The organism is Faecalibacterium sp. An77, assembly GCF_002161315.1.
Lineage (GTDB): Bacteria > Bacillota > Clostridia > Oscillospirales > Ruminococcaceae > Faecalibacterium.
The window spans coordinates 80,202-101,595 of record NZ_NFHK01000003.1 but is presented as its reverse complement, the minus strand read 5'-3'; the positions used below and the strand labels follow the sequence as shown (position 1 = coordinate 101,595).

Below are 21,394 nucleotides of genomic sequence, written 5' to 3'. Positions count from 1 at the left end.
CCAAAGGAGGCCTGTTCATGAATAAACTTCTCCGCCCGGTGCTGCGCCGGGCTGCCGCCCTGACGGCGGTGCTGGTGCTGGCCGTCTGGCTGGCCCTGCCCGGCATGGCGGCCTACCCCATGCCCATCCAGACCACCTACCCCGACGAGTCGGTCTATCTGTTTGATCTGGACACCGGCAAGACCATCCTGGAGCAGAACGCCGACCAGTCCCGCTATGTGGCCAGCCTCACCAAAATGATGACGGCCCTGCTGTATCTGGAGAGCGGCCTGGACCTGCAGGCGGAAATCACCATTCCCACCTCCCTGACCCAGGAGTTCACCGACATCCAGAACGCCAACGGCACCACCATCGGCCTGCGCACCGGCGAGACGGTGCGGCGGATTGACCTGCTGTACGGGCTGCTGGTGGCCAGCGCCAACGACGCGGCCAGCGTCATTGCCAGCGACGTCTGCAACGGGGACCTGACCGCCTTTGTGGCCAAGATGAACGCCCGGGCGGCGGAGCTGGGCTGCACCAACACCAATTTCACCTGCGTACATGGCCTGTACGACTACGGCAACGTCTCCACGGCCCAGGACCTGGCCAAGATTGCGGCCGCCTGCTACGCCAATGAGACCTACATGGAAATCGCCCAGACGGTGACCTATACCCTCCCCGCCACCAACCTCCACGCCAACGAGCGGGAGATCACCACCACCAACCTGATGCTGGACACGGAATACGCCTATTACCGGGACTACATCCGGGGCATGAAAACCGGCTTCACCACCCTGGCCGGGCGGTGCTATGTGACCTTTGCCCAGAAGGACGGCCACACCTACGGCCTGGTGGTGCTGGGGTCGGATATGGACAATATTTATCGGGAGTGCGCCGAAATCCTGGACTGGACCTTTGCCACCTTCCGGGACCGTCAGCTCACCGACACCCAGACCATGCTGACCACCGTTCCCCTGACCCAGTGCCGGACCCAGCCCGAGGTGGAGCTGTACGCCGCCAACGCGGTGAACGGCTACGGCCATCCCGACGATGAGGTCACCTACACCTTCGACCTGCCCGAGAGCATCCGGGCCACCGTGAAAAACGGTCAGGTGGTGGGCACCGCCACCGTCTGGCTGGACGGCTATGAGGTGGGCACGGTGGATCTGGTGACCCATCAGGAATACGTCTCGGACTTCCGCACCGACGGCATCGCCACCCTCAAGCTGTTGCCGGCCCTGCTGGTGATCCTGCTGGTGCTGGCTCTGCTGAGCGTTCTCACCGGCGGCGGGCCCGGCCTGTTCCGCCGCAGAGGACGCCGGAGACGCCGCCGCTGATCCTGCCCCTGCATCAAACGTCTGCAAATATCTCCGGCCCGGAGGTGCAATGCACGCCGGGCCGGTTGTTTTTTGCTCTTTGGTTTACAAATGGGATAAAATACAGCCCTTATACATGGCCATAGATGCCGCTCACCGAGACTTCCCCGGTGAAAATATGTTCCTGGCCGGCGTCGGTGCGGACGATCAGACGGCCGTCGTCGTCGATGGCCACAGCGGTTCCCTCGCCGGCGCCGCCCGGCTGGTCAAAGGTGACCCGGCGGCCCAGATTGACGCAGGCGGCGGCGTATTCCTCCCGGTAGGGGGCAAAGCCGTCGGGACCGAAGGTGTACAGCTCCCGGTCAAAGCCGAAATCGGTGAGGCCTTCGGCCAGCCAGGATGGATCGTTTTCCAGGTCTACCTTGGCCCCCTGCAGCAGCAGAGAGGTGCCGTAGGGCAGCCCGGCGGCATCAAAATAGCTCTGGGGCTGGGCCAGGTTGATGCCGATGCCGCACAGATAGGCCCGGCCCTCCTGGTTGGTGCCGTAGGGCACCGACTCGCAGAGGATGCCCACCAGCTTTTTGCCTCCCAGCAGCAGGTCGTTGGGCCACTTGATGGCGCAGTCCACGCCATAGCGGAGGGACAGCTGTTTGCGGACGGCCAGGCTGGACAGCAGGGGCAGGGTCTCGGGCTGGACCACCGGTACCTTGATGATGACGGTATAGTAGAGGGCCAGGCCGGCGGCGTTGACCCAGGTATGGCCCCGGCGGCCCCGGCCGGCGGTCTGGCTGGTGGAATACACCGCCGCCACCGGGCCGAATTCCTCGATGTGTTCCTTGGCGTAGCTGTTGGTGCTGTCGCACTCAGGGACAAAGCGGACCTCGTTGATGCTCACCGCTTGGGCACCTCCTTGTGTTCGGCCCGGACCACCTGGCCGTCGGCCAGGGTCATGACGCCGTAGGTGTCGGGACCCACATAACACCGCCCGCAGGACCCCGGATTGAACAGCAGGACGGTGCCCCGCTGCTCGGACAGAGGAATGTGGGTGTGGCCAAAGAGGGCTACTTCGGCGCCGCGAGCTGCGGCGGCCTCGGCCAGAGTGTCCAGGTCGTACTTGACGCCGTACATATGCCCGTGGGTATAGAACAGCACCACGCTGTCAAAGGCGGCCAGGCCGTCCAGGGGCTCCAGCGCGCCGAAATCGCAGTTGCCTGCCACCGAGTATACCCGCATCTTGGGAACGGCGGTCAGGGCCTTTTCCAGGTCGTGGAGGCCGTCCCCCAGAAAGATGACGGCGTCGGCATCGCTTTCCGCGGTGAGAATGCGGCGGACGGCTTCGGGGCTGCCGTGGCTGTCGCTCAGGATCAAAAGCTTTGTCATGAAGATGATGCTCCTTTATTCTGCGCCGCCGTCCTGCTCCTGCAGGGCCAACAGCAGCTTGTAGATCTCGCTTTTCCCATAGGGGGTGTCCTGGGCGGCGGCTTTGGCCGCGGCCGAGGGGGACAAGCCCTCCTCCCGCATCAGGGCCAGGGCATGGGCGGCGGCCTCCTCGGGGGTGGGGACGTCGGCAGAACTGGCCTCGGGGGCGCCCGCCATCACCAGGACGTATTCGCCCCGGGGCTCGGCCTGGGCGTAATGGGCGGCGGCCTCCGCCAGGGTGGTTTTCCAGATTTCCTCGTGGAGCTTGGTCAGCTCCCGGCAGAGGGTGATGCTGCGGTCCCCGCCAAAGGCGGCGGACAGCTCGTCCAGCGTGCCCCGCAGCCGGTGGGGCGCCTCATAAAAGATGATGGTGCGCATTTCCCCGTCCAGAGCGGCCAGGCGCTTGCGGCGCAGACGGCGCTCGGCGGGCAGAAAGCCCTCGAACACCCACCGGGAGGTGTCCTGGCCCGAGACCGCCAGGGCGGTGACGCAGGCCGAGGCCCCCGGCACAGGGGTGACGGTGATGCCCCGGGCCAGCGCGTCCCGGACAATGACCTCTCCCGGGTCCGAGATGCAGGGCATGCCGGCATCGGAGCAGAGGGCACAGGTCTCTCCCGCCTCGATCCGGCGGAGAATCCCCTCGCCCCGGTTCAGGGCGTGCTCGTGATAGCTGACCATGGGCTTTTTCAGGCCCAGATGGTTGAGCAGCCGCATGGTGACGCGGGTGTCCTCGGCGGCCACAAAGTCGGCGGCGCCGAAGGCCGCGGCGGCCCGCGGGGTCATGTCGTCCAGGTTGCCGATGGGGGTGGCAACGATATAGAGTGTTCCGGCCATAGGGTCCTCCCACAAAAGAAAAGGTAAAAACCATAGGTTCCCCGGCGGCTTTGGCCTGGGGCCGGGCATTTTCGGGGGCAAAACCCGTGGTTTTCAAGATAAAATGGCTATGAAGATGAATTCGGTCCCGCTCAGCCCGGGTGGCCGCTGCCGTAGAGGGCGGCCCCGGCGCTGATGAGGACGTCGGGTTCCAGGCGCAGCCCGGTGCGGCGGTTTTTCTGGCCTTCCACCAGGAACAGCCAGGGCTCCGCCCCGGGACGGCTGCGGACAAAGGCCAGGCGCTTGGGCTCCAGCCGGTGTTCCCGCAGGGTGGCCAATACCTCGGCCAGACGTTCCGGCCGGTGGCAAAGGGTCAGCTTGCCCCCGTCCCGCAGCAGCCGAAAGGCGCAGTCGCAGACATCCGCCAGGGTGCAGCTGCCCTCGTGGCGGGCGGCGGCCCGGGCGGGGTCGGGGCTGGCGGGCCCGGCGGTGAAATAGGGCGGGTTGCAGGCGGCCAGATCGTACCGGCCGGCCTCCTCGGGGCCCGGCTGCCAGAGCCGCAGATCGGTGCAGACCGGGCGGATGTGGTCCAGGCCCTGGTCGGCGGCCGCCTGGGCCAGCAGGGCGCTGGCCTCGGGCTGGATCTCCAGGGCCAGACAGGGGCCCCGGTGGCCTTTGTCGTGCCACTCCAGCGCCACCACCCCGCAGCCCGAACACAGATCGGCGGCCCGCTGGTTCCGCCCCGGCAGGGCGAAACGGGCCAGCAGCAGCGCGTCGGTGCCGAACCGGTGGACCGGAGTGCAGTAGATGCTGGTCTTATTATACAAAATTTCCGTTGAATGTTCCATAGTCTGGCGTAGTTTCCTTTGGGGCAAAGCGGCGTCGGGACGGTCAAAAGGGCGCCGGGACGGCCCGGCGGATCAAAACGGAAAAACGGCGGACCCTCTCGGGCCCGCCGCTTTGGTCTGCTTTGTGGCGAAACCGCTTATTCAGCGGTGATAGCGCCGGTGGGGCAAGCGCCCTCGCAAGCGCCGCAGTCGATGCAAGCGCCAGCGTCGACGACAGCCACGCCGTCCTCAACCTTCACAGCGCCAACGGGGCAAGCGCCCTCGCAAGCGCCGCAGCCGATGCATGCGTCAGAAACCTTATGTGCCATAATAGAACTCTCCTTTCGACCCGTGCCTCAAGAACTTATGTGGCGGGGAACCACCCCCAGAGGTTTGCTCCTGCACGGCCGCAGCCAGCCTCTCTCAGGAAACGCCGTCAATCAAGGCGTCTATTCCTGTGCCGATTGTAGCAAAGACAAACCGAAAAGGCAAGACTAACCGTGCGCGTGCAGAACACAAAGATGTGTTTTTGTCTGAATGCACAAAAGCATCCGCTAACTTTCGGGGAGTTTACATCGGGTTTTTCGGTAAAAATCACGATGGTTGGTTAATGATAACTAACCGCCTTTTCTCCAAAACCCTCATTCTTCCGCGTCAAAATCCGCGGGGTCGTCGGCGCTGGCCACCACCGGCGCGGGGTCCCGCATGCCGGAGTAGTCGTCGTCGGGATCGGGGCGGCGGGGAGCCCGCTTGCCGCCCGAAATATACTGGCACTGGCTGGCCTTGTAGTACTTGGGGGCCAGGGCCTCCGACACCAGACGCACCCGCAGATAGCCCGAGATGGGGTTGGTCTCCACCACAGTGCCGGTGCCGTCGGGGGTGCGGACGGTGCTGCCCACCATGGGCAGGATGCTGTTCAGGTACTCATAGGCCGACTGCTCGTACCCCAGACAGCACATCAGACGGCCGCAGCAGCCGCTGATCTTGGTGGGGTTGAGGGACAGGCCCTGTTCCTTGGCCATCCGGATGGACACCGGCTGGAAATCCCGCAGAAAACGGCTGCAGCAGAAGGTCTGGCCGCACAGGCCGATGCCTCCCATCATCTTGCTCTCGTCCCGGACGCCGATCTGGCGCAGTTCGATCCGCATATGGAAGGTGCTGGCCAGGTCTTTCACCAGCTCGCGGAAGTCCACCCGCCCGTCGGCGGTGAAGTAGAAGGTTACCTTGGAGTGGTCGGGGGCATACTCCACCTTGACCAGCTTCATTTCCAGGCCGTGGCGGTCGATGCATTCCCGGCAGATCCGCCAGGCCTTTTTGTCCTCGTTCTGGCGCTGGTGCATCCGGCGGATGTCCACACTGTCCGCCATCCGCAGCAAAGGCCGCAGAGGGTTGGGCAGCAGATAGTCGGGGGTGGGCTGGGGGTCCCGGGCCACCTGGCCGCAGGCCGGGCCGTGCTCGGTGTCGGCCATCACATAATCCCCTGCGTGGGCGTCCAGCCCGGCAGGGTCAAAATAGGTCTCTTTTCCGTTTTCTTCAAAACGGACGGCAATCGCCTGTTTCATCGTATATAAACCTCACTGTGTTGCGCAATGGATCGACAGCCCCAACAGGCTGTCATCTTAACAGTATATCATATTTTTTGGGGGTTTTCCATCGGAAAATAAGGACCCAATGGAAAAAGTGGTAAAGCATCCTCAAAAAAATCACATTTTGGCCCTTGCAAGCTCGGTAGTTTCGTGTATAATTAGGGCAGATATCGACAGCCAAAATAACGACGGGAGATAGTGTAAAATAATGGTTTTGGCGCCGTCCGCGGGGCGGCCGCAGGCCGGTTTTGCACTGGCTCCCGGTTTTCTGGCTCTGACGCCATCTTTCGGGTCGATTCCCGGCGCGGACGGGTCCCTTCGGGAACCCGCATTGCAACGCCGGAAATTTTTTGTTCGGGGCAGAACAGGTCTCTTTTTGCAGATTGTAAAATATGACTGCAATAAACCGGACCGGCTGTCCGTTTTTAAATATGCATGGGGCACAGATGCCCCCTCCGGCAGGGCGTTTGGCCGCCCGTGCCGGCATTCCAGCTACGATCGGCCCACGCTGCCGCGGTATTGCGGCGCTGGGCGCAAGTCAAAAAGGGAAGATTCATGGAAAAGTACAGTGTTAAAAAACCATTCACCGTTCTGGTCGCGGTCCTGATCGTGTTCCTGATGGGCTTTGTGTCGGTGACCAACCTGCGCACCGACCTGCTGCCCGATATCAGCACGCCCTACCTGATGGTGGTGACGGTTTATCCCGGCGCCAGCCCCGAAAAGGTGGAGAGCGAAGTGTCCGAGGTGCTGGAGAGCGCCCTGGGCACCGTTGCGGGCGTGTCCAGCATTTCCTCTACTTCGGCGGAGAACTACAGCATTGTGCAGCTGAGCTTCGGCGCAGATACCGATATGAACAGCGCTCTGGTCAAGGTGTCCAACACCCTGGACCAGAACAAGGACAGTCTGCCCGACATGTGCCTGACCCCCTCCATCTTTGAGCTGAGCATGGACATGAGCTCGATGATGACGGTGGCCGTGGGCCGGGAGGGCACCGATATTTACGAGCTGAGCGATTTCCTGCAGGAGAGCGTCATTCCCGAGCTGGAGCGCCAGTCGGGCGTGTCCAGCATTTCCACCACCGGCCTGGTGAACAAGTACATTCAGGTGGAGCTCAACGAGGACAAGATCGAGGAGCTGAACGTCCTGCTTCTGGAGCAGGTGGACACCCAGCTGGCCCTGGCCAAGGAACAGCTGGACGCCGCCGCCGCCCAGCTGGCGGACGGCAAGGCCCAGCTGCAGGAGGCCATTGACACCTTCGGCAACGTCTTTGCCTCGGGCGTGGTGGACCGGGTGGCCGGCATGGTGTCGGACGCCACTGTGGAAATCCGCAACAAGGTCCAGACCCTGATGAACGCCATCGACAACCTGATCGCCTTCGTCAACGAGCCTGAGATCAAGGCGGCTCTGGTCAGCGTCCGGGAGGGCCTGGCCGAAATCATGGACGAAATTTCCACCACCGGCCTGCGGGATATCGACGACCTGATCGATGTGGTGTCCAAAATCCGCGACCTGACCGATGAGCTGACCATCGCCCTCCAGCAGCTGCAGCAGCGGCTGGACCAGGAGACCGGCGGGGACGGCTCCACCGCCGGCGACCTGATGGATACCCTGCAGATTCAGCAGAGCCTGGACGTGGTGTACAGCACCATGCAGGACGTGCTGGATTCTCTGAACCGTGTGCCCGAGCTGATGGATCAGTTCGAGACGGTGTACGCAGAGATGAGCCAGACCCAGCTGGAGGCCTACCTCCAGATTACCGAGGCCCAGCGCCAGGTGGAAGAGGGCCAGAAGCTCTACGACCAGTACAAGGAAGAGTATGAGGCCGCCAAGGCCAGCGCCTTTGCCAACGCCGACGTCAACAATATGCTGACCATCGACGTGCTGTCCCAGCTGATCTACGCCCAGAACTTCTCGATGCCGGCGGGTTATATCGACGACAAGGACGATAACTCCTGGCTGCTGAAGGTGGGCGAGGAGTACGACAGCATCGAGGACCTGGAGGGCGCTTTGCTGCTCCACATCGACGGCGTTGCCGACATTTATCTGCGGGACGTGGCCGACGTGGCGGTGGTGGACAACGCCGAGGAGTCCTTCACCCGCCTGAACAACGACCGGGCAGTGGTTCTGAACATCTACAAGAGCACTTCCGCCAGCGCCAACGCGGTGTCGGACGCCTGCCTGGCCACCTTTGACGAGCTGGAAGCACGGTATGAGGGTCTGAACTTCAACGTCCTGTCCAACCAGGGCAACTACATCACCATCCTGATTTCCAGCATCCTCACCAGTATGGCTGTGGGCGCCGCCCTGGCCATCCTGATCCTGGCCCTGTTCCTCAAGGACATCAAGCCCACCCTGGTGGTCGGCATCAGCATTCCCCTGTCGGTGCTGTTCGCCATCGTTCTGATGTACTTCACCGGCATCAACCTGAACGTCATGAGCCTGGCCGGCCTGTCCCTGGGCATCGGCATGCTGGTGGACAACTCCATCGTTGTCATTGAGAATATCTACCGCCTGCGGGCCCGCGGCGTCCCTGCCCCCCGTGCAGCCGTCCAGGGTACCCGCCAGGTGCTCGGCTCCATCATCTCCTCCACCCTCACCTCGGTCTGCGTGTTCCTGCCGGTGGTCTTTACCGAGCAGATCACCTATGAGCTGATGCTCCCCATGTGCCTGACCATCGGCTACTGCCTGATGGCTTCCCTGCTGGTGGCTGTGACGGTGGTTCCGGCCTCCGCCTCCACCATTCTGCGGCAGGCAACCATCAAACCCATGCCCTGGTTTGAGCGGGTGCAGGAGAAGTACGCCGCCAGCCTGGAGTGGTGCCTGAACCACAAGGCCGCGCCCATGGGCGTGGTGGTGGTCCTGTTCGCCTTCTGCGTCTGGCGGGTGGCCCTGATGGGCATGGTCATGCTGCCCACCGTCTCCAGCACCGAGATCAGCATGAGCGTCACCACCCCCAGCGATATGACCCGCGAGGAGTCCTATGAGATGGCGGGCCAGATTCTGGAGACCGCCATGGGCCTGGACCAGGTGGCGGAGGTAGGCGTCACCACCGATACCACCATCTACGGCATCGACATCGGCATGCTGGGCAGCACCATCAGCAACCTGCTGTCCACCACTTCCACCGGCTACGGCACCTATGCCTATAACATCAAGCTGGAAGCCGGCGCCAGCGCCTCCGACGCAGAGCGGGTGGGCGCGGCTCTGGAAGAAGCCATGACCCAGTTTGATTGCACCAGCACCGTCACCATCGACGGCATCTCGGAACTGTCCAGCATGCTGGGCAGCGGCCTGTCGGTGACCATCTACGGCAACGACTTCGATACCCTCCAGAGCCTGAGCGAGGAGGTCATCGAGATGGTCAACAACACCAAGGGCTTCGCCAACGCCACCACCGGCATGGGCGCAGGCGACCAGACCATCGAGCTGCACATCGACAAGGACAAGGCCCGCGCCGCCGGCCTGACGGTGGCCCAGGCCTACCAGGCCATTGCAGCCCGCCTCACCACCTCCACCGATTCCACCACCATCAGCATCAACGGCGAGAGCATGACCGTCCGCGTTGTGGACGACACCGATCCCCTGACCGTGGAAAACCTGATGGATATGACCTTCAACACCACCAACTATGCCGCCGACGGCACCCAGGTGTCGGAGGTCCACACCCTGCGTGAGTTCGCCGAGATCACCTACGGCACCACCCCCGACTCCATCAGCCGTCAGGATCAGACCCGCTGCATCACCGTCACCGCCGAGACCCTGGACGGCTACAACACCACCGTTCAGGCCCGCAAGCTCCAGAACACCCTGGACCAGTGGAGCGCCGAGGGCGGCCTGCCCGAGGGCTACAGCGTGGCCCTCAGCGGCGAGACCAGCAACGTCAACGACATCATGGGCCAGATGTTCCGCTGGCTGGCCATGGCGCTGCCCTTCGTCTACCTGGTCATGGTGGCCCAGTTCCAGAGCCTGCTGAGCCCCTTCATCGTTCTGTTCACCATTCCCCTGGCCTTCACCGGCGGCATGGTGGGCCTGCTGGCCCTGGGCGAGCAGCTCAGCCTCATGAGCCTGATGGGCTTCATCGTCCTGATGGGTACCGTCGTCAACAACGGTATTCTGTTCGTTGACTACACCAACCAGCTGCGTCTGGGCGGCATGGACCGCCGTTCCGCCCTGATCGCCACCGGCCGCACCCGTATGCGTCCCATCCTGATGACCGCCCTCACCACCATTCTGGGCATGGTGATGGTGCTGTTCAGCGACGATATGGCCAGCCAGCTTATGAGCAGCATGGCGGTGGTCATCATCGGCGGCCTGGCTTACGCCACCTTCATGACCCTGTACATCGTGCCCATGATGTACGATGTCTTCTTCAAGCGTCCGCCCCGCGTGGTGGATGTGGGCGGCGACGACCTGGACGACGTGCCCGATGACGCCGCCGAGTTCCTGGCCCTCCAGAATGCGGCCAAGGCTCTGCCCGGCGCAGCCCCCAAGGCCCTGCCTGCTGACGGCCCGGCCCCTGACGGCAACGAATAATCCGCCGTTTCGGGTGCCCTGAGCACCCCGCAAAAGCACCCCGAAGCCCCCGCCTTCCCTCACCGGAAGGACGGGGGCTTTTTGGTTGAAAAATAAAGGGTGGAAAGATACCGGACGGTTTGAGAAAAACGGCGGTTTTCTTGCTTTGCTTTTGTAAAGTAAAAAGAAGTCTTGGTAAAGATTTACAAAAAATAGCGCCGCTTTTCTGCATAAAAACCGATTGAAAAGCTGGGTTGTAGGCCGTATACTTAGAGCAGTTCGACTTTTTTAAAAAGTCATTGGTCTGTTCTCCAGGAAGTGAGGAAATTATGAAAGAATATAAGATTTCCCGGCGTACCTTCATGCGCGCAGCGGGCGTCACCGCCACCGCTGCAACGATCACCGGCCTTGCGCCGTCGGCGTCCGCCTGCTTCTGGCCCTTCAATATGGATCTGCAGATCCTGGCCTCCAGCGACACCCACGGCAAATTCGATCCCTGGGACTATGCAGCCAACAAAGCGGAATCCAGCGGCAGCGTGGCCCAGCAGGCCACGGCCATCAAGCAGCTGCGCACCGCGGACACCCTGGTGATCGATGCGGGCGACACCATTCAGGGCAACTCGGCCCAGCTGTTCCTGAACGATGACGTTCACCCCATGATTGCTGCCCAGAACGCCATCGGCTACGACGTATGGGTGCCGGGCAACCACGAGTACAACTACGGCATGGACACCCTCAAAAAGGTCATGAGCCAGCAGAAAGCCAAGGTCCTGACCGGCAACGTGTATGGTCCCGACGGCGCAGCCCTGGCCGACGGCTACACCATCATCCAGAAGAAGGATGTCAAGATCGGCCTGATCGGCATGGTCACCCCCAACATCACCCGCTGGGATGCAGTGAACCTGTCGGGCTGGACCGTCACCAACCCGGTGGACGAGTGCCGCAAGATCGTGGACCAGATCAAGGACAAGGTGGACGTGCTGATCGGCGTCATGCACATGGACACCGAGAACGAGTACGGCGTAGCCGGCTCGGGCGTCACCGACCTGGCCAACGCCTGCCCCGAGTTTGACGTCATCATCGCGGCCCACGGCCACAAGGAAATCCCCGGCCAGGAGATCAACGGCGTCCTGGTGATCGAGAACAAGAGCGCCGGCGCCACCCTGTCGGACATTCACCTGAAACTGCAGCGCCAGTGGGACGGCAGCTGGAAGGTGGTGGGCCGCAGTTCCGAGAGCCTGCAGATCAAGAATTATGAGGCAGACCCCGAGCTGGTGGCCCTGCTGGCCCCCTACGATGAGCGGGCCAAGGCAGACGCAGTCATCCCCATCGGCGAGCTGCGGGGCGGCAATATGGCTCCCGACAACGAGATCGAGAACATCCCCTCCCCCATGGTGATGGATACCGCCCTGCTGGACTTCATCAACGAGGTGCAGATGTACTATACCGGCGCCCAGGTTTCGGCCACGGCCCTCACCTCCATGACCAGCCAGATGAAGGAAGGCACCATCCGCAAGTGCGACCTGACCAGCATTTACACCTACGAGAACACCCTGTACAAGCTGCAGATGAACGGCGCCCAGCTGCGGGATTATATGGAGTGGTCGGCGGCCTTCTTCAAGACCTGGCAGCCGGGCGATGTGACCATCGCCTTTGATCCCTCCACCCGGTATTATCTGTACGATGCCTTTGAGGGCGTCAACTATGAGATTGACATTTCCCAGGAGCCCGGCAACCGGATCAAGAATCTGACCTGGCCCGATGGACGTCCGGTGCAGGACAGCGACAGCTTTGTGATTGCGGTGAACAACTACCGCGCCACCACCCAGCTGCTGATGGCGGCGGACATCTTCGCTCCCGGCGACGCCATGCCGCAGCTGCTGGAGATGGACGTCCGCGGCGACGTGGGCGGCATCCGCGAGCTGCTGGGCGAGTACATCCAGACCGTCAAGGGCGGCGTCATTGAGCCCCATGTGAACAACAACTGGAAGATCCTGGGCAACAACTGGAACGCAGCCAGCCACGACAAGGCAGTCACCCTCCTGCGGGAAGGCAAGCTGACCCTCTCGGAGAACCAGGACACCCGCACCCTGCCCGCCACCGCCATCACCGAAACGGACATCGCCCCCTTCTAACCTACTTTTTCGAGAAAAAGTAGGCAAAAAGCTTTTTACTGTGTACCATACACTTTCCGGGTCTCCGACACTTCCACGGGGCCGTTATGCTCCGGCTCATTCCTGACGTTTGTGCCTGCGGCACGATACGATGCAAGGCACGGCGATAACCGTGTCCAGTGGACGAAGCAGGGAGCTGCAGTTGGCTGCGCAGCCGAGGCAGAGCAGGGGCAGCGGTCTGTCTTTTGCAAGGGCGCGACGACGCCCGAAGCAAAAGCAGGGCACCGCAACCCGGAGCCGCACTCCGGTTTTTGCAAGCGCCCGCCGTGGCGCGCCGCAAAAACCGGCTAAGCGCAAGAGGCACGAACGGCGACCGCATCCAGTGGATGAAACAGGGAGCCGTGAGTGGCGCAGCGGTCTGCATTTTCAAGCATCATCCTTGATGCGCTGAAAATGCAGGGCACCGCAAGAGGAAAGTGTTTCAGCCGCTTTAGGCTGCGCCCCGGTGAGTCCAAGGTTTTGTGAGGCCGAATCTGTCTTTTATTTTGGTGTGCTGCTTTCCGGTAGATAGGAAAGCCCTATAAAATACAAAAATCTCCGCTTCTGCTTACCGCAGGGGCGGGGATTTTAATTTTATGGTTTTTCGGCGGATCGAAAAATCAGGTTTTGAGGTGGTTTGCATCGTACCGTGCCGCAGGCACAAACGCCGGGAACGAGCCTGAGCGTAACGGCCCCGCGGAACTGCCGGAGACCCGGAAACTGTATGGTACCCATTAAAGTTTTTTGCCAAGCTTTTTTTCAAAAAAGCGGGAAAAGCGGGTGCGGAAGGCGGGAAAGTGTGGTATACTGATACGAAAACAGCTTCAGAGATCAAGAGGTGCTCCTATGAAAATTCCAGCCCGCGGTTTCACTCATGCCGGCAAATTCCATGCCGATGATGTGTTTGCCACCGCTCTTTTGCAGATTCTGCGCCCCGATATCAAGGTGACACGGGGCTTTGTGGTGCCGGATGGCTTTGACGGCATCGTCTATGATATCGGAGACGGTATGTTTGACCATCACCGCGAACCCCGGGAAACCCGGGCCAACGGCGTGCCCTATGCGGCATTCGGCCTGCTGTGGCGGATGCTGGGCCCCGGCCTGGTGGGTGAGCGTCAGGCCCGCCTCATCGATGAGAATTTCATTCAGCCCCTCGACCTCAACGATAATACCGGCGAACAGAACAGCCTCTGCGACGCCATCGGCTTCTTTAACCCCACCTGGGATTCCCCCGACAGCTCGGATGACCGGTTCTTTGAGGCGGTGGCAGTGGCCAAACAGATTTTGACCCGCCAGATCGAGTCCGCCAACGCCGTCAATCGGGCCGACGAAAAGGTCCGGGCCGCCTATGCCGCCTCCAAGGATGGCATCGTGGTGCTGCCCTGCTACCTGCCCTGGAAGAATGGCCTGTATAAGACCGACGCTCTGTTTGTGGTCTATCCCAGCCAGCGGGGCGGCTGGAGCGCCCAGTGCGTCACAGATCACCGTACCAAAAAGCCCAAACTGCCCTTCCCCGCCTCCTGGGCCGGCCAGACTCAGGATGTGATTGAGGCCCGCAGCGGCCTGGACGGCATCAGCTTCTGCCATGCCAGCCGGTTCCTGATTACCGCCAAAGACAAGCAGACCGCCGTGGCGGCCTGCCGTCTGGTCCTGAAGAACAATGGCCGCGCGTGAGGTGCTGGCCCCCGCATACGTCTATATGGTCCGATGCGAGGGCGGACAGCTGTACACCGGCTGGACCAATGACCCCGCCGCCCGGCTTCATGCCCATAAAACCGGCCAGGGAGCCAGGGCAACCCGTGCCTTTGGGGCAGAGAGCATGGCATATCTGGAGCGGTGCGCCGATAAATCGGAGGCCCTGCGGCGGGAAGCTGCCCTGAAAAAGCTGACCAAGGCGGAAAAAGAGGCTCTCTGCGCCGCCTGGGCCGAAAACGCCCGTCCACGGCTGTCCATGGCGACCCGGGACGACGCAGCGGAGATTCTGGAAATTTACAACTGGTACGTCTGCAACCGGATCGCCACCCTGCAGATCACCCCGTCCACCCTGCCCGAATATGAGGCCTGGGTGGAGGATACCCTGGCCCGGGCGCCCCTGATTTTGGCCCGGGACGGGTCCGGCCATCTGCTGGGCTATGCCTGTGCCCACCGCTATCACCCCCGGGAGGCCTTTGCCTGGGACGTAGAGAGCACCATCTACTGTGCCCCCGACGCCTGTTCGGCGGGGGTGGGAGCGGCTCTGTACGGCGCTCTGCTGGAGCTGCTCAAACTCCAGGGCTACTGGAATGTTTACGCCCTGCTGGCCGACCCCAACCCCGCCAGCGAGCGGTTCCATGAGAAGTTCGGCTTTGTCTGTGTGGGCCGAAACAAGCACACCGCCTATAAGTTTGGCCATTGGGTGGGCCTGTCCACCTGGTGGCTGCCCCTGCGCAAGGGCAACAGCGCCCCGGAACCGGTGCGCCTCCAGCTGGACCCCGCCGAGGTGGAACAGGTCCTGGACAAATACAATCACCCCGCCCCTTCCCGGCGGGGGAAATAAATGAATTTTCCAATAAAAAGCGTCTGCATGTTGTGTGCAGGCGCTTTTTTGTTTCCCTCAGCCCTGCGGGCTCTCATTTTGTGGTGCCCTGAATTTCGAGGATAACACTTGAAAATTCAGACCGCCGGGGCTCTGGATAGAAAGCCGCTTTTCGACCAAAAAGTATAAACACCCGGGAACGGCCGGAGAAAAAACAGTGAAACATCTGAGAAAACTGCAAAGGAAACCCCGGACCAACCCAGTGAAAATTCCTCCACGCCTCCCGCCTCAAAACGGTTTGTATCCAAGATGGACCTTCCCAAACTATAAAAAATAAAGCAAAAAGGAAAAAATTTGAAATCGGGTCTTGACACCGGGGGGGGTATGTTATTATAGGCACACAAAGGAAAGGACCTTCCTTTGAACCTGTTTTGGGTCTCTATCTTTTATACACCATAAGGAGGAAAAATTCATTATGAAACTCAAGAAGATTGCTTCTCTGGCACTGGCTGGCCTGATGGCTGTCAGCATGCTGGCTGGCTGTGGTGACAACAGCAGCAATGGCAACGGCACTGTTGTGGAGCCCGGCACCTCTTCTTCCATTGTCTCTGCTTTCAATGATGAGCAGAACAGCAACAACGATGTCAAGGTTACCGTTACTGCTGATTCCACTCTGAGCGCTGACCTGGCCAAGGCAGTAAAGCAAGTTGGCTATCGGGGCAACGATACGTCTAATGAAGTTGCAGCACAGCTTTACAACCTCAACGGTGTAGAGCAGGGCGCAGCTTGGAATGTGGCAAACGAGTTTACCAGCAATACTACCGATGGCAAGAGTGTCACCAAGCTCTTTGTCGTTTATGTGGGTCACAATGATGCTTGGACTGAAGAAGCTGCCGTGATGAGCTTTGCTAAGGCTTTTGATCAGTACGTGGCTGCTAAGCTGCCCGAGACCAGCTATAAGAAGGGCACCACCCAGGTTGGTGATAAGTACTACGATTACAGCTACACTGGTACTGTTGCCATGACTTCTGTGAAGAACGGCGCAGGCAACACCGAGTACTATGCAGCATTTACCGTCACTCAGACTGCTGCTGAGAAGAAGCTGGAAGCTTAATTTATTCTGTGCTTCACAAAATAGCGCTTGGATTTAGCCTGGTTTTGATACGATATCCATTAAGGAGGATACATTCACTATGAAACTCAAGAAGATTGCTTCTCTGGTTCTGGCTGGCCTGATGGCAGTCAGCATGCTGGCTGGCTGTGGTGACAATAGCAGCAGCAATAACAACGGTACTGTTGTTGAGCCCAGTAACAGCACCATCATTGTTGACGCTGCCAATGATGCACAGGATCCTGCCAACAAGGTTAAGGTTACTTTTACTTCCGATGCTAAGCTGCTGTCTGCTCTGCAGGATGCAATCGAGCTGAAGGCGGTTGATTTTGACGCCATCCAGAAGCTGACTGGTGCAAAGGTTGTCTCTAGCCTCCCCGCTCTGAATGCATCTGCACCTTCGGCTGCTGATGAAGTTGTCGATACTATGCTGGTGGTTAAAGAGGTTCGCGGTGCTCTGAACGAGACTGCTGCTGCCAAGATGGCTGGCAAGGAAGTAAATGAGATCGTTAAAACTCTGCAGAAGAACACCCTGGGTAACAACGCCACGGCTGGCACTAAGTATTATGCTTGCAGCTATGAAGGCACCATCGTGATGGCTTCTTCCACCGATATTGCTGGCCATGTGACCTACTATGTGGCTGGTACTATCACTCGGACTGCAGCCATGAAGACTCTGGAGCGCTAAGAGCTAAGAGAAAAATTACTTATAACACCCCGGCAGCACCATGGCCGGGAGTGATATAAGGGGCGTTGGGTGTGAGACCGCCTGACTGCCCGGGTATACACCCATCCGATGTGACGACAAAGGGGAATGTCTAACCAATATTCCTTCTGTTGTTGATCGCACCAAAACAAAAGAACTTTTGCGTCACGAAAGATAGGGTCCCTCTGCGAGGGCCGGCTCTCACGAGCTGGCCCTCGCATTGTTTGTTGTGGGGCAAACACATCGACTGCGTCCAGCAGGGAGCTGTGTTTGACGCAGCGGTCTGAATTTTCAAGCGTTATCTTTGACGCGCAGAAAATTCAGGGTACCGCAAGAGGAAAGCCCGCAGGGCGGGTGCCTCCCGCCTCAGGCGGGGCGGGAAAGTTTTAATCTATGATTGCATATAACGATAATTATACAGCAAAAACTGCATAAAAATACAAAATGCCTTAAATCCGCCCCGGAAATGCCAAAAGGTTTGTTATTTTTCTGCATTGACGATAAATGCCCGCGGCGTATAATAATGACAGTAGCGCACGAGGCGCTGGCGCCGCACCAAAGGGCGTGCGGCCGAAAGTGTGAAACTTACAAAACTACGCGAAAAGGAGCGAGGAGTCATGAAGAAAAAGGAAGACATCAAGAAGGTTGTGCTGGCCTACTCGGGCGGCCTGGATACCTCCATCATCATCCCCTGGCTGAAGGAAAACTACAACAACTGTGAGGTCATCGCCGTGTCGGGCGACGTGGGCCAGGGCACCGAGCTGGACGGCCTGGAAGAGAAGGCCAAGAAGACCGGCGCTTCCAAGCTGTACGTCCTGGACCTGAAGAAGGACTTCGTGGAGAACTACATCTTCCCCACCCTGAAGTTCGGCGCAAAGTACGAGGACTACCTGCTGGGCACCTCCTTTGCACGTCCCTGCATCGCCAAGGCTCTGGCCGACATCGCCATCGCCGAGGGCGCTGACGCCATCTGCCACGGCTGCACCGGCAAGGGCAACGACCAGGTCCGTTTCGAGCTGACCCTCAAGGCCTTCTGCCCCGAAATGGCCATCATCGCTCCCTGGCGTGAGTGGGACATCAAGAGCCGTGACGAGGAGATCGACTACGCCGAGGCACACAACATCCCCCTGAAGATCAGCCGTGAGACCAACTACTCCAAGGACAAGAACCTGTGGCACCTGTCCCACGAGGGCATGGATCTGGAGAACCCCGCCAACGAGCCCCAGTACAACAAGGAGGGCTTCCTGGAGCTGGGCGTCAGCCCCGAGCAGGCTCCCGACACCCCGACCTATGTGACCATCCACTTTGAGAAGGGCATCCCCACCGCTGTGGACGGCAAGGAAATGGGCGCTGTGGAACTGGTGGAGTACCTGAACAAGCTGGGCGGCGAGAATGGCATCGGCCTGCTGGACATCGTCGAGAACCGGCTGGTGGGCATGAAGAGCCGCGGCGTCTATGAGACCCCGGGCGGCGCCATCCTGTACAAGGCCATCAACGTCCTGGAGACCATCACCCTGGACAAGGAGAGCGCTCACTTCAAGGCTCAGCTGGCCCAGAAGTACGCCGACATCGTCTACAACGGCCAGTGGTTCACCCCGCTGCGCGAGGCTCTGGACGCCTTCGCCGACAGCCTGGAGAAGACCGTCACCGGCGACGTCAAGCTCAAGCTGTACAAGGGCAACATGATCAACGCCGGCGTCACCTCGCCCTACACTCTGTACGATGAGCAGACTGCTTCCTTCGGCGAGGACGAGGACTACAACCAGGCTGATTCCGCCGGCTTCATCAACCTGTTTGGCCTGTCCATCAAGGAGCGGGCAAAGCTGTCCAAGAGCTGGCCCAAGGACTAATCTGCAAAAGAGATTGCGTTGCTTTCTTCCCCTTTGCCCGTCATTTCACACTTTCCGGGCAAAGGTAACACCTCACCGGCCGTGAGGCCGGCGGCACCGCCGCAGGACGTGTACTTCCTGCGGCGGCTTTGCCGTTTTTCGGCAAATGCCGCTGGGGACAGGCCGGTCTGTGATCTTGTTTTGAAAGGAGCCCCACATGGCTGAACAACTCTGGAAAGGCCGCTTTTCCAAAGCGGTGGACTCCCGCGTGAATGATTTCAATTCTTCCATCCGGTTTGACCAGCGGATGATTGCCCAGGACATGAAGGGCAGCGGCGTGCACGCCGCCATGCTGGCCCGCCAGGGGATTATTTCGGAGGCGGACTGCGAGGCGATTCTGGGCGGCCTGGCCTCCATTGCCGACGATCTGGCCTCGGGCCAGCTGGAGATTGATCCCGCTGCCGAGGATGTCCACACCTTTGTGGAGCAGACCCTGACCGCCCGCATCGGCGATGCCGGCAAGCGCCTGCACACCGGCCGCAGCCGCAACGACCAGGTGGCCCTGGATATCCGCCTCACCCTGCGGGATGAGAGCGTCCGGCTGCAGGGCCTGATCGCCGATCTGATCCGGGTGATCTGCAAGAAGGCCGGCGAAAACACCGACGCGGTGATGCCGGGCTACACCCACCTGCAGCGGGCCCAGCCCGTCACCTTTGGCCACGCGCTGATGGCCTATGCCTGGATGCTCCTGCGGGACCTGGGCCGCTTCGCCGACGCCACCCGCCGGATGGACAGCCAGTGTCCCCTGGGCTCGGGCGCCCTGGCCGGCACCACCTATCCCCTGGACCGGGCCTTTACCGCCGAGAAGCTGGGCTTTGCCGGCCCCTGCCCCAACAGCATGGACGGCGTGTCCGACCGGGATTTCTGCATTGAACTGGCCTCGGCCATGGCGGTCTGCATGATGCACCTGTCCCGCCTGTCGGAGGAAATCATCCTGTGGTGCAGCTGGGAATTCAAGTTCATCGAGCTGGACGACGCATTCACCACCGGTTCCTCCATCATGCCCCAGAAGAAGAACCCCGACGTCACCGAGCTGATCCGCGGCAAGACCGGCCGGGTCTACGGCGACCTGAACACCCTGCTGGTGATGATGAAGGGCATTCCCCTGGCCTACAACAAGGACATGCAGGAGGACAAGGAGGCCATCTTTGACGCGGTGGATACCCTGTCCCTCTGCCTCACCACCATCACCCCCATGCTGGATACCATGCGGACCCTGCCCGCCAATATGCGCCGGGCCGCCGCAGCCGGCTTCATCAATGCCACCGACTGCGCCGACTACCTGACCAAGAAGGGAATGCCCTTCCGGGATGCCTACAAGCTCACCGGCCAGATGGTGGCCGACTGCATCGCCAAGGGCAAGGTCCTGGAGGAGCTGACCATGGAGGAATACCAGAGCTACAGCCCCCTGTTTGAGCAGGACGTGTATGCGGCGGTGGATCTGGTCAACTGCTGCGAGGGCCGCACCAGTTACGGCGGCCCCAGCGCGGCCAGCGTCCGCCGTCAGATTCAGCAGGCCGAGGAGGCCCTGGCCGCCTGGGAGGAGGAAAAGGCATGAGCTACAAGGTATTCATCGACGGCTCCTCCGGCACCACCGGCCTGCGGATTGCGGACCGGCTGGCCGGCCGGCCGGAGCTGGAGCTGCTCCACATTGCCGAAGCCGACCGCAAGGACGTGGAAAAGCGGGCCGCCGTCATCAATTCGGCCGACCTAGCCTTCCTCTGCCTGCCCGATGCGGCATCCAAAGAAGTCATCCCCCTGGTGAAGCCGGAGGTGAAGGTGCTGGACACCTCCACCGCCTTCCGCACCGCACCGGGCTGGGTGTACGGCTTCCCCGAGCTGCGGGGTCAGCGGGAAAAAATCCGCACCGCCAACCGGGTGGCCGTGCCGGGATGCCATGCTTCCGGCTTCATCGTGCTGGCCCGGCCCCTGGTGGAGATGGGACTGGTCCCGGCGGATTATCCCTTCAGCTGCCACAGCCTCACCGGCTATTCCGGCGGCGGCAAGAAGATGATCGCCGAGTATGAGGACGCCGACCGTCCGGCCCTCTACAGCACCCCCCGGGCCTATGGCCTGACCCTCCACCACAAGCACCTGCCGGAAATGACGGCGGTTTCGGGTCTGACCGCTGCCCCGGTGTTCTGCCCCATTGTGGACGACTACTATTCGGGCATGGAGGTCACCGTCCCCCTGCGGATGGACCTGCTGCCCGGCGTCACCCCGGAGGCGGTGAGCAAGGCCCTGGCCGACTACTACGCCGGAGAAAAGCTGTTCACCGTCCATCCCCTGGGCCAGCTGCCCGGGGACGGGATGCTGGCCGCCGGCGCCCTGCAGGGCACCGACCGGATCGAACTGTACACCACCGCCAGCCCCGACGGCAGCCAGATGCTGCTGATCTCCTTGTTTGACAACCTGGGCAAGGGTTCGTCGGGCGCAGCGGTGCAGTGCATGAATATTATGCTGGGTCTGGACGAGACGGCCGGGCTGGAATAAACCCCGCCCGCTCTCAGAGAAATCCCCGCGGCCGCGATGTTGGGAAAGACGCGCCGCGGACGGCCCCAAACGCAA

General features: G+C 61.0%; 16 protein-coding genes. 10 read left to right on the top strand and 6 right to left on the bottom strand.

Annotation, left to right across the window (positions count from 1 at the left end; translation table 11 throughout):
* The first annotated feature begins 17 nt into the window (after positions 1 to 17).
* On the top strand, positions 18 to 1,316 hold the full coding sequence (locus B5G28_RS02350) for a D-alanyl-D-alanine carboxypeptidase family protein (protein ID WP_087246064.1): 1,299 nt from the start codon (positions 18 to 20) through the stop codon (positions 1,314 to 1,316).
* Positions 1,317 to 1,425: 109 nt separating this feature from the next.
* Here the strand turns inward: B5G28_RS02350 and B5G28_RS02345 are convergent, their stop codons facing one another.
* The 6 genes from B5G28_RS02345 to ricT all read right to left on the bottom strand — a co-directional run bounded on the left by B5G28_RS02345 (position 1,426) and on the right by ricT (position 5,916).
* Positions 1,426 to 2,190 (bottom strand): biotin--[acetyl-CoA-carboxylase] ligase, encoded by a 765-nt coding sequence (locus tag B5G28_RS02345; protein WP_087246062.1) that lies wholly within the window; start codon positions 2,188 to 2,190, stop codon positions 1,426 to 1,428.
* Positions 2,187 to 2,675 (bottom strand): YfcE family phosphodiesterase, encoded by a 489-nt coding sequence (locus B5G28_RS02340; protein ID WP_087246060.1) that lies wholly within the window; start codon positions 2,673 to 2,675, stop codon positions 2,187 to 2,189. Before B5G28_RS02340 ends, B5G28_RS02345 begins: the two co-directional genes overlap by 4 nt.
* 15 nt (positions 2,676 to 2,690) lie before the next feature.
* On the bottom strand, positions 2,691 to 3,548 hold the full coding sequence (gene rsmI / locus B5G28_RS02335; RefSeq protein WP_087246058.1) for a 16S rRNA (cytidine(1402)-2'-O)-methyltransferase: 858 nt from the start codon (positions 3,546 to 3,548) through the stop codon (positions 2,691 to 2,693).
* A 131-nt stretch (positions 3,549 to 3,679) separates the two neighbouring features.
* On the bottom strand, positions 3,680 to 4,375 hold the full coding sequence (locus B5G28_RS15170) for a methyltransferase (RefSeq protein WP_087246056.1): 696 nt from the start codon (positions 4,373 to 4,375) through the stop codon (positions 3,680 to 3,682).
* 137 nt (positions 4,376 to 4,512) lie between these two features.
* Positions 4,513 to 4,683: a 4Fe-4S binding protein gene (locus B5G28_RS02325; protein WP_087246054.1), complete on the bottom strand. Its 171-nt coding sequence runs from the start codon at positions 4,681 to 4,683 to the stop codon at positions 4,513 to 4,515.
* A 312-nt stretch (positions 4,684 to 4,995) separates the two neighbouring features.
* Complete coding sequence (gene ricT, locus B5G28_RS02320) at positions 4,996 to 5,916, bottom strand: regulatory iron-sulfur-containing complex subunit RicT (protein ID WP_087246052.1); 921 nt, start codon at positions 5,914 to 5,916, stop codon at positions 4,996 to 4,998.
* A 579-nt stretch (positions 5,917 to 6,495) separates the two neighbouring features.
* On the opposite strand from ricT, the gene B5G28_RS02315 reads away from it, so the two are divergent.
* From B5G28_RS02315 to argC, 9 genes are all read left to right on the top strand, one after another.
* Positions 6,496 to 10,473: an efflux RND transporter permease subunit gene (locus tag B5G28_RS02315; RefSeq protein WP_087246050.1), complete on the top strand. Its 3,978-nt coding sequence runs from the start codon at positions 6,496 to 6,498 to the stop codon at positions 10,471 to 10,473.
* 308 nt (positions 10,474 to 10,781) lie between these two features.
* Complete coding sequence (locus B5G28_RS02310) at positions 10,782 to 12,587, top strand: 5'-nucleotidase C-terminal domain-containing protein (RefSeq protein ID WP_242967440.1); 1,806 nt, start codon at positions 10,782 to 10,784, stop codon at positions 12,585 to 12,587.
* An 864-nt stretch (positions 12,588 to 13,451) separates the two neighbouring features.
* A complete protein-coding gene (locus B5G28_RS02305) occupies positions 13,452 to 14,279 on the top strand; it encodes an MYG1 family protein (RefSeq protein WP_087246048.1) in 828 nt (275 codons plus the stop codon).
* On the top strand, positions 14,266 to 15,141 hold the full coding sequence (locus B5G28_RS02300; RefSeq protein WP_087246046.1) for a GNAT family N-acetyltransferase: 876 nt from the start codon (positions 14,266 to 14,268) through the stop codon (positions 15,139 to 15,141). The genes B5G28_RS02305 and B5G28_RS02300 overlap by 14 nt, the downstream gene beginning before the upstream one ends.
* Positions 15,142 to 15,595: 454 nt before the next feature.
* Positions 15,596 to 16,234 (top strand): hypothetical protein, encoded by a 639-nt coding sequence (locus tag B5G28_RS02295; protein WP_087246044.1) that lies wholly within the window; start codon positions 15,596 to 15,598, stop codon positions 16,232 to 16,234.
* Positions 16,235 to 16,313: 79 nt separating this feature from the next.
* The gene (locus tag B5G28_RS02290) at positions 16,314 to 16,919 is read left to right on the top strand and encodes a hypothetical protein (RefSeq protein WP_087246042.1); all 606 of its coding nucleotides are present in this window, start codon (positions 16,314 to 16,316) and stop codon (positions 16,917 to 16,919) included.
* 635 nt (positions 16,920 to 17,554) lie between these two features.
* Positions 17,555 to 18,787, top strand: a complete 1,233-nt coding sequence (locus B5G28_RS02285) for an argininosuccinate synthase (RefSeq protein WP_087246040.1) — start codon at positions 17,555 to 17,557, stop codon at positions 18,785 to 18,787.
* A 196-nt stretch (positions 18,788 to 18,983) separates the two neighbouring features.
* Entirely contained in the window at positions 18,984 to 20,384 is a 1,401-nt protein-coding gene (gene argH, locus B5G28_RS02280; RefSeq protein ID WP_087246038.1) for an argininosuccinate lyase, read from the top strand.
* Positions 20,381 to 21,319: an N-acetyl-gamma-glutamyl-phosphate reductase gene (gene argC, locus B5G28_RS02275; RefSeq protein ID WP_087246036.1), complete on the top strand. Its 939-nt coding sequence runs from the start codon at positions 20,381 to 20,383 to the stop codon at positions 21,317 to 21,319. Before argH ends, argC begins: the two co-directional genes overlap by 4 nt.
* The last annotated feature ends 75 nt before the right edge of the window (positions 21,320 to 21,394 follow it).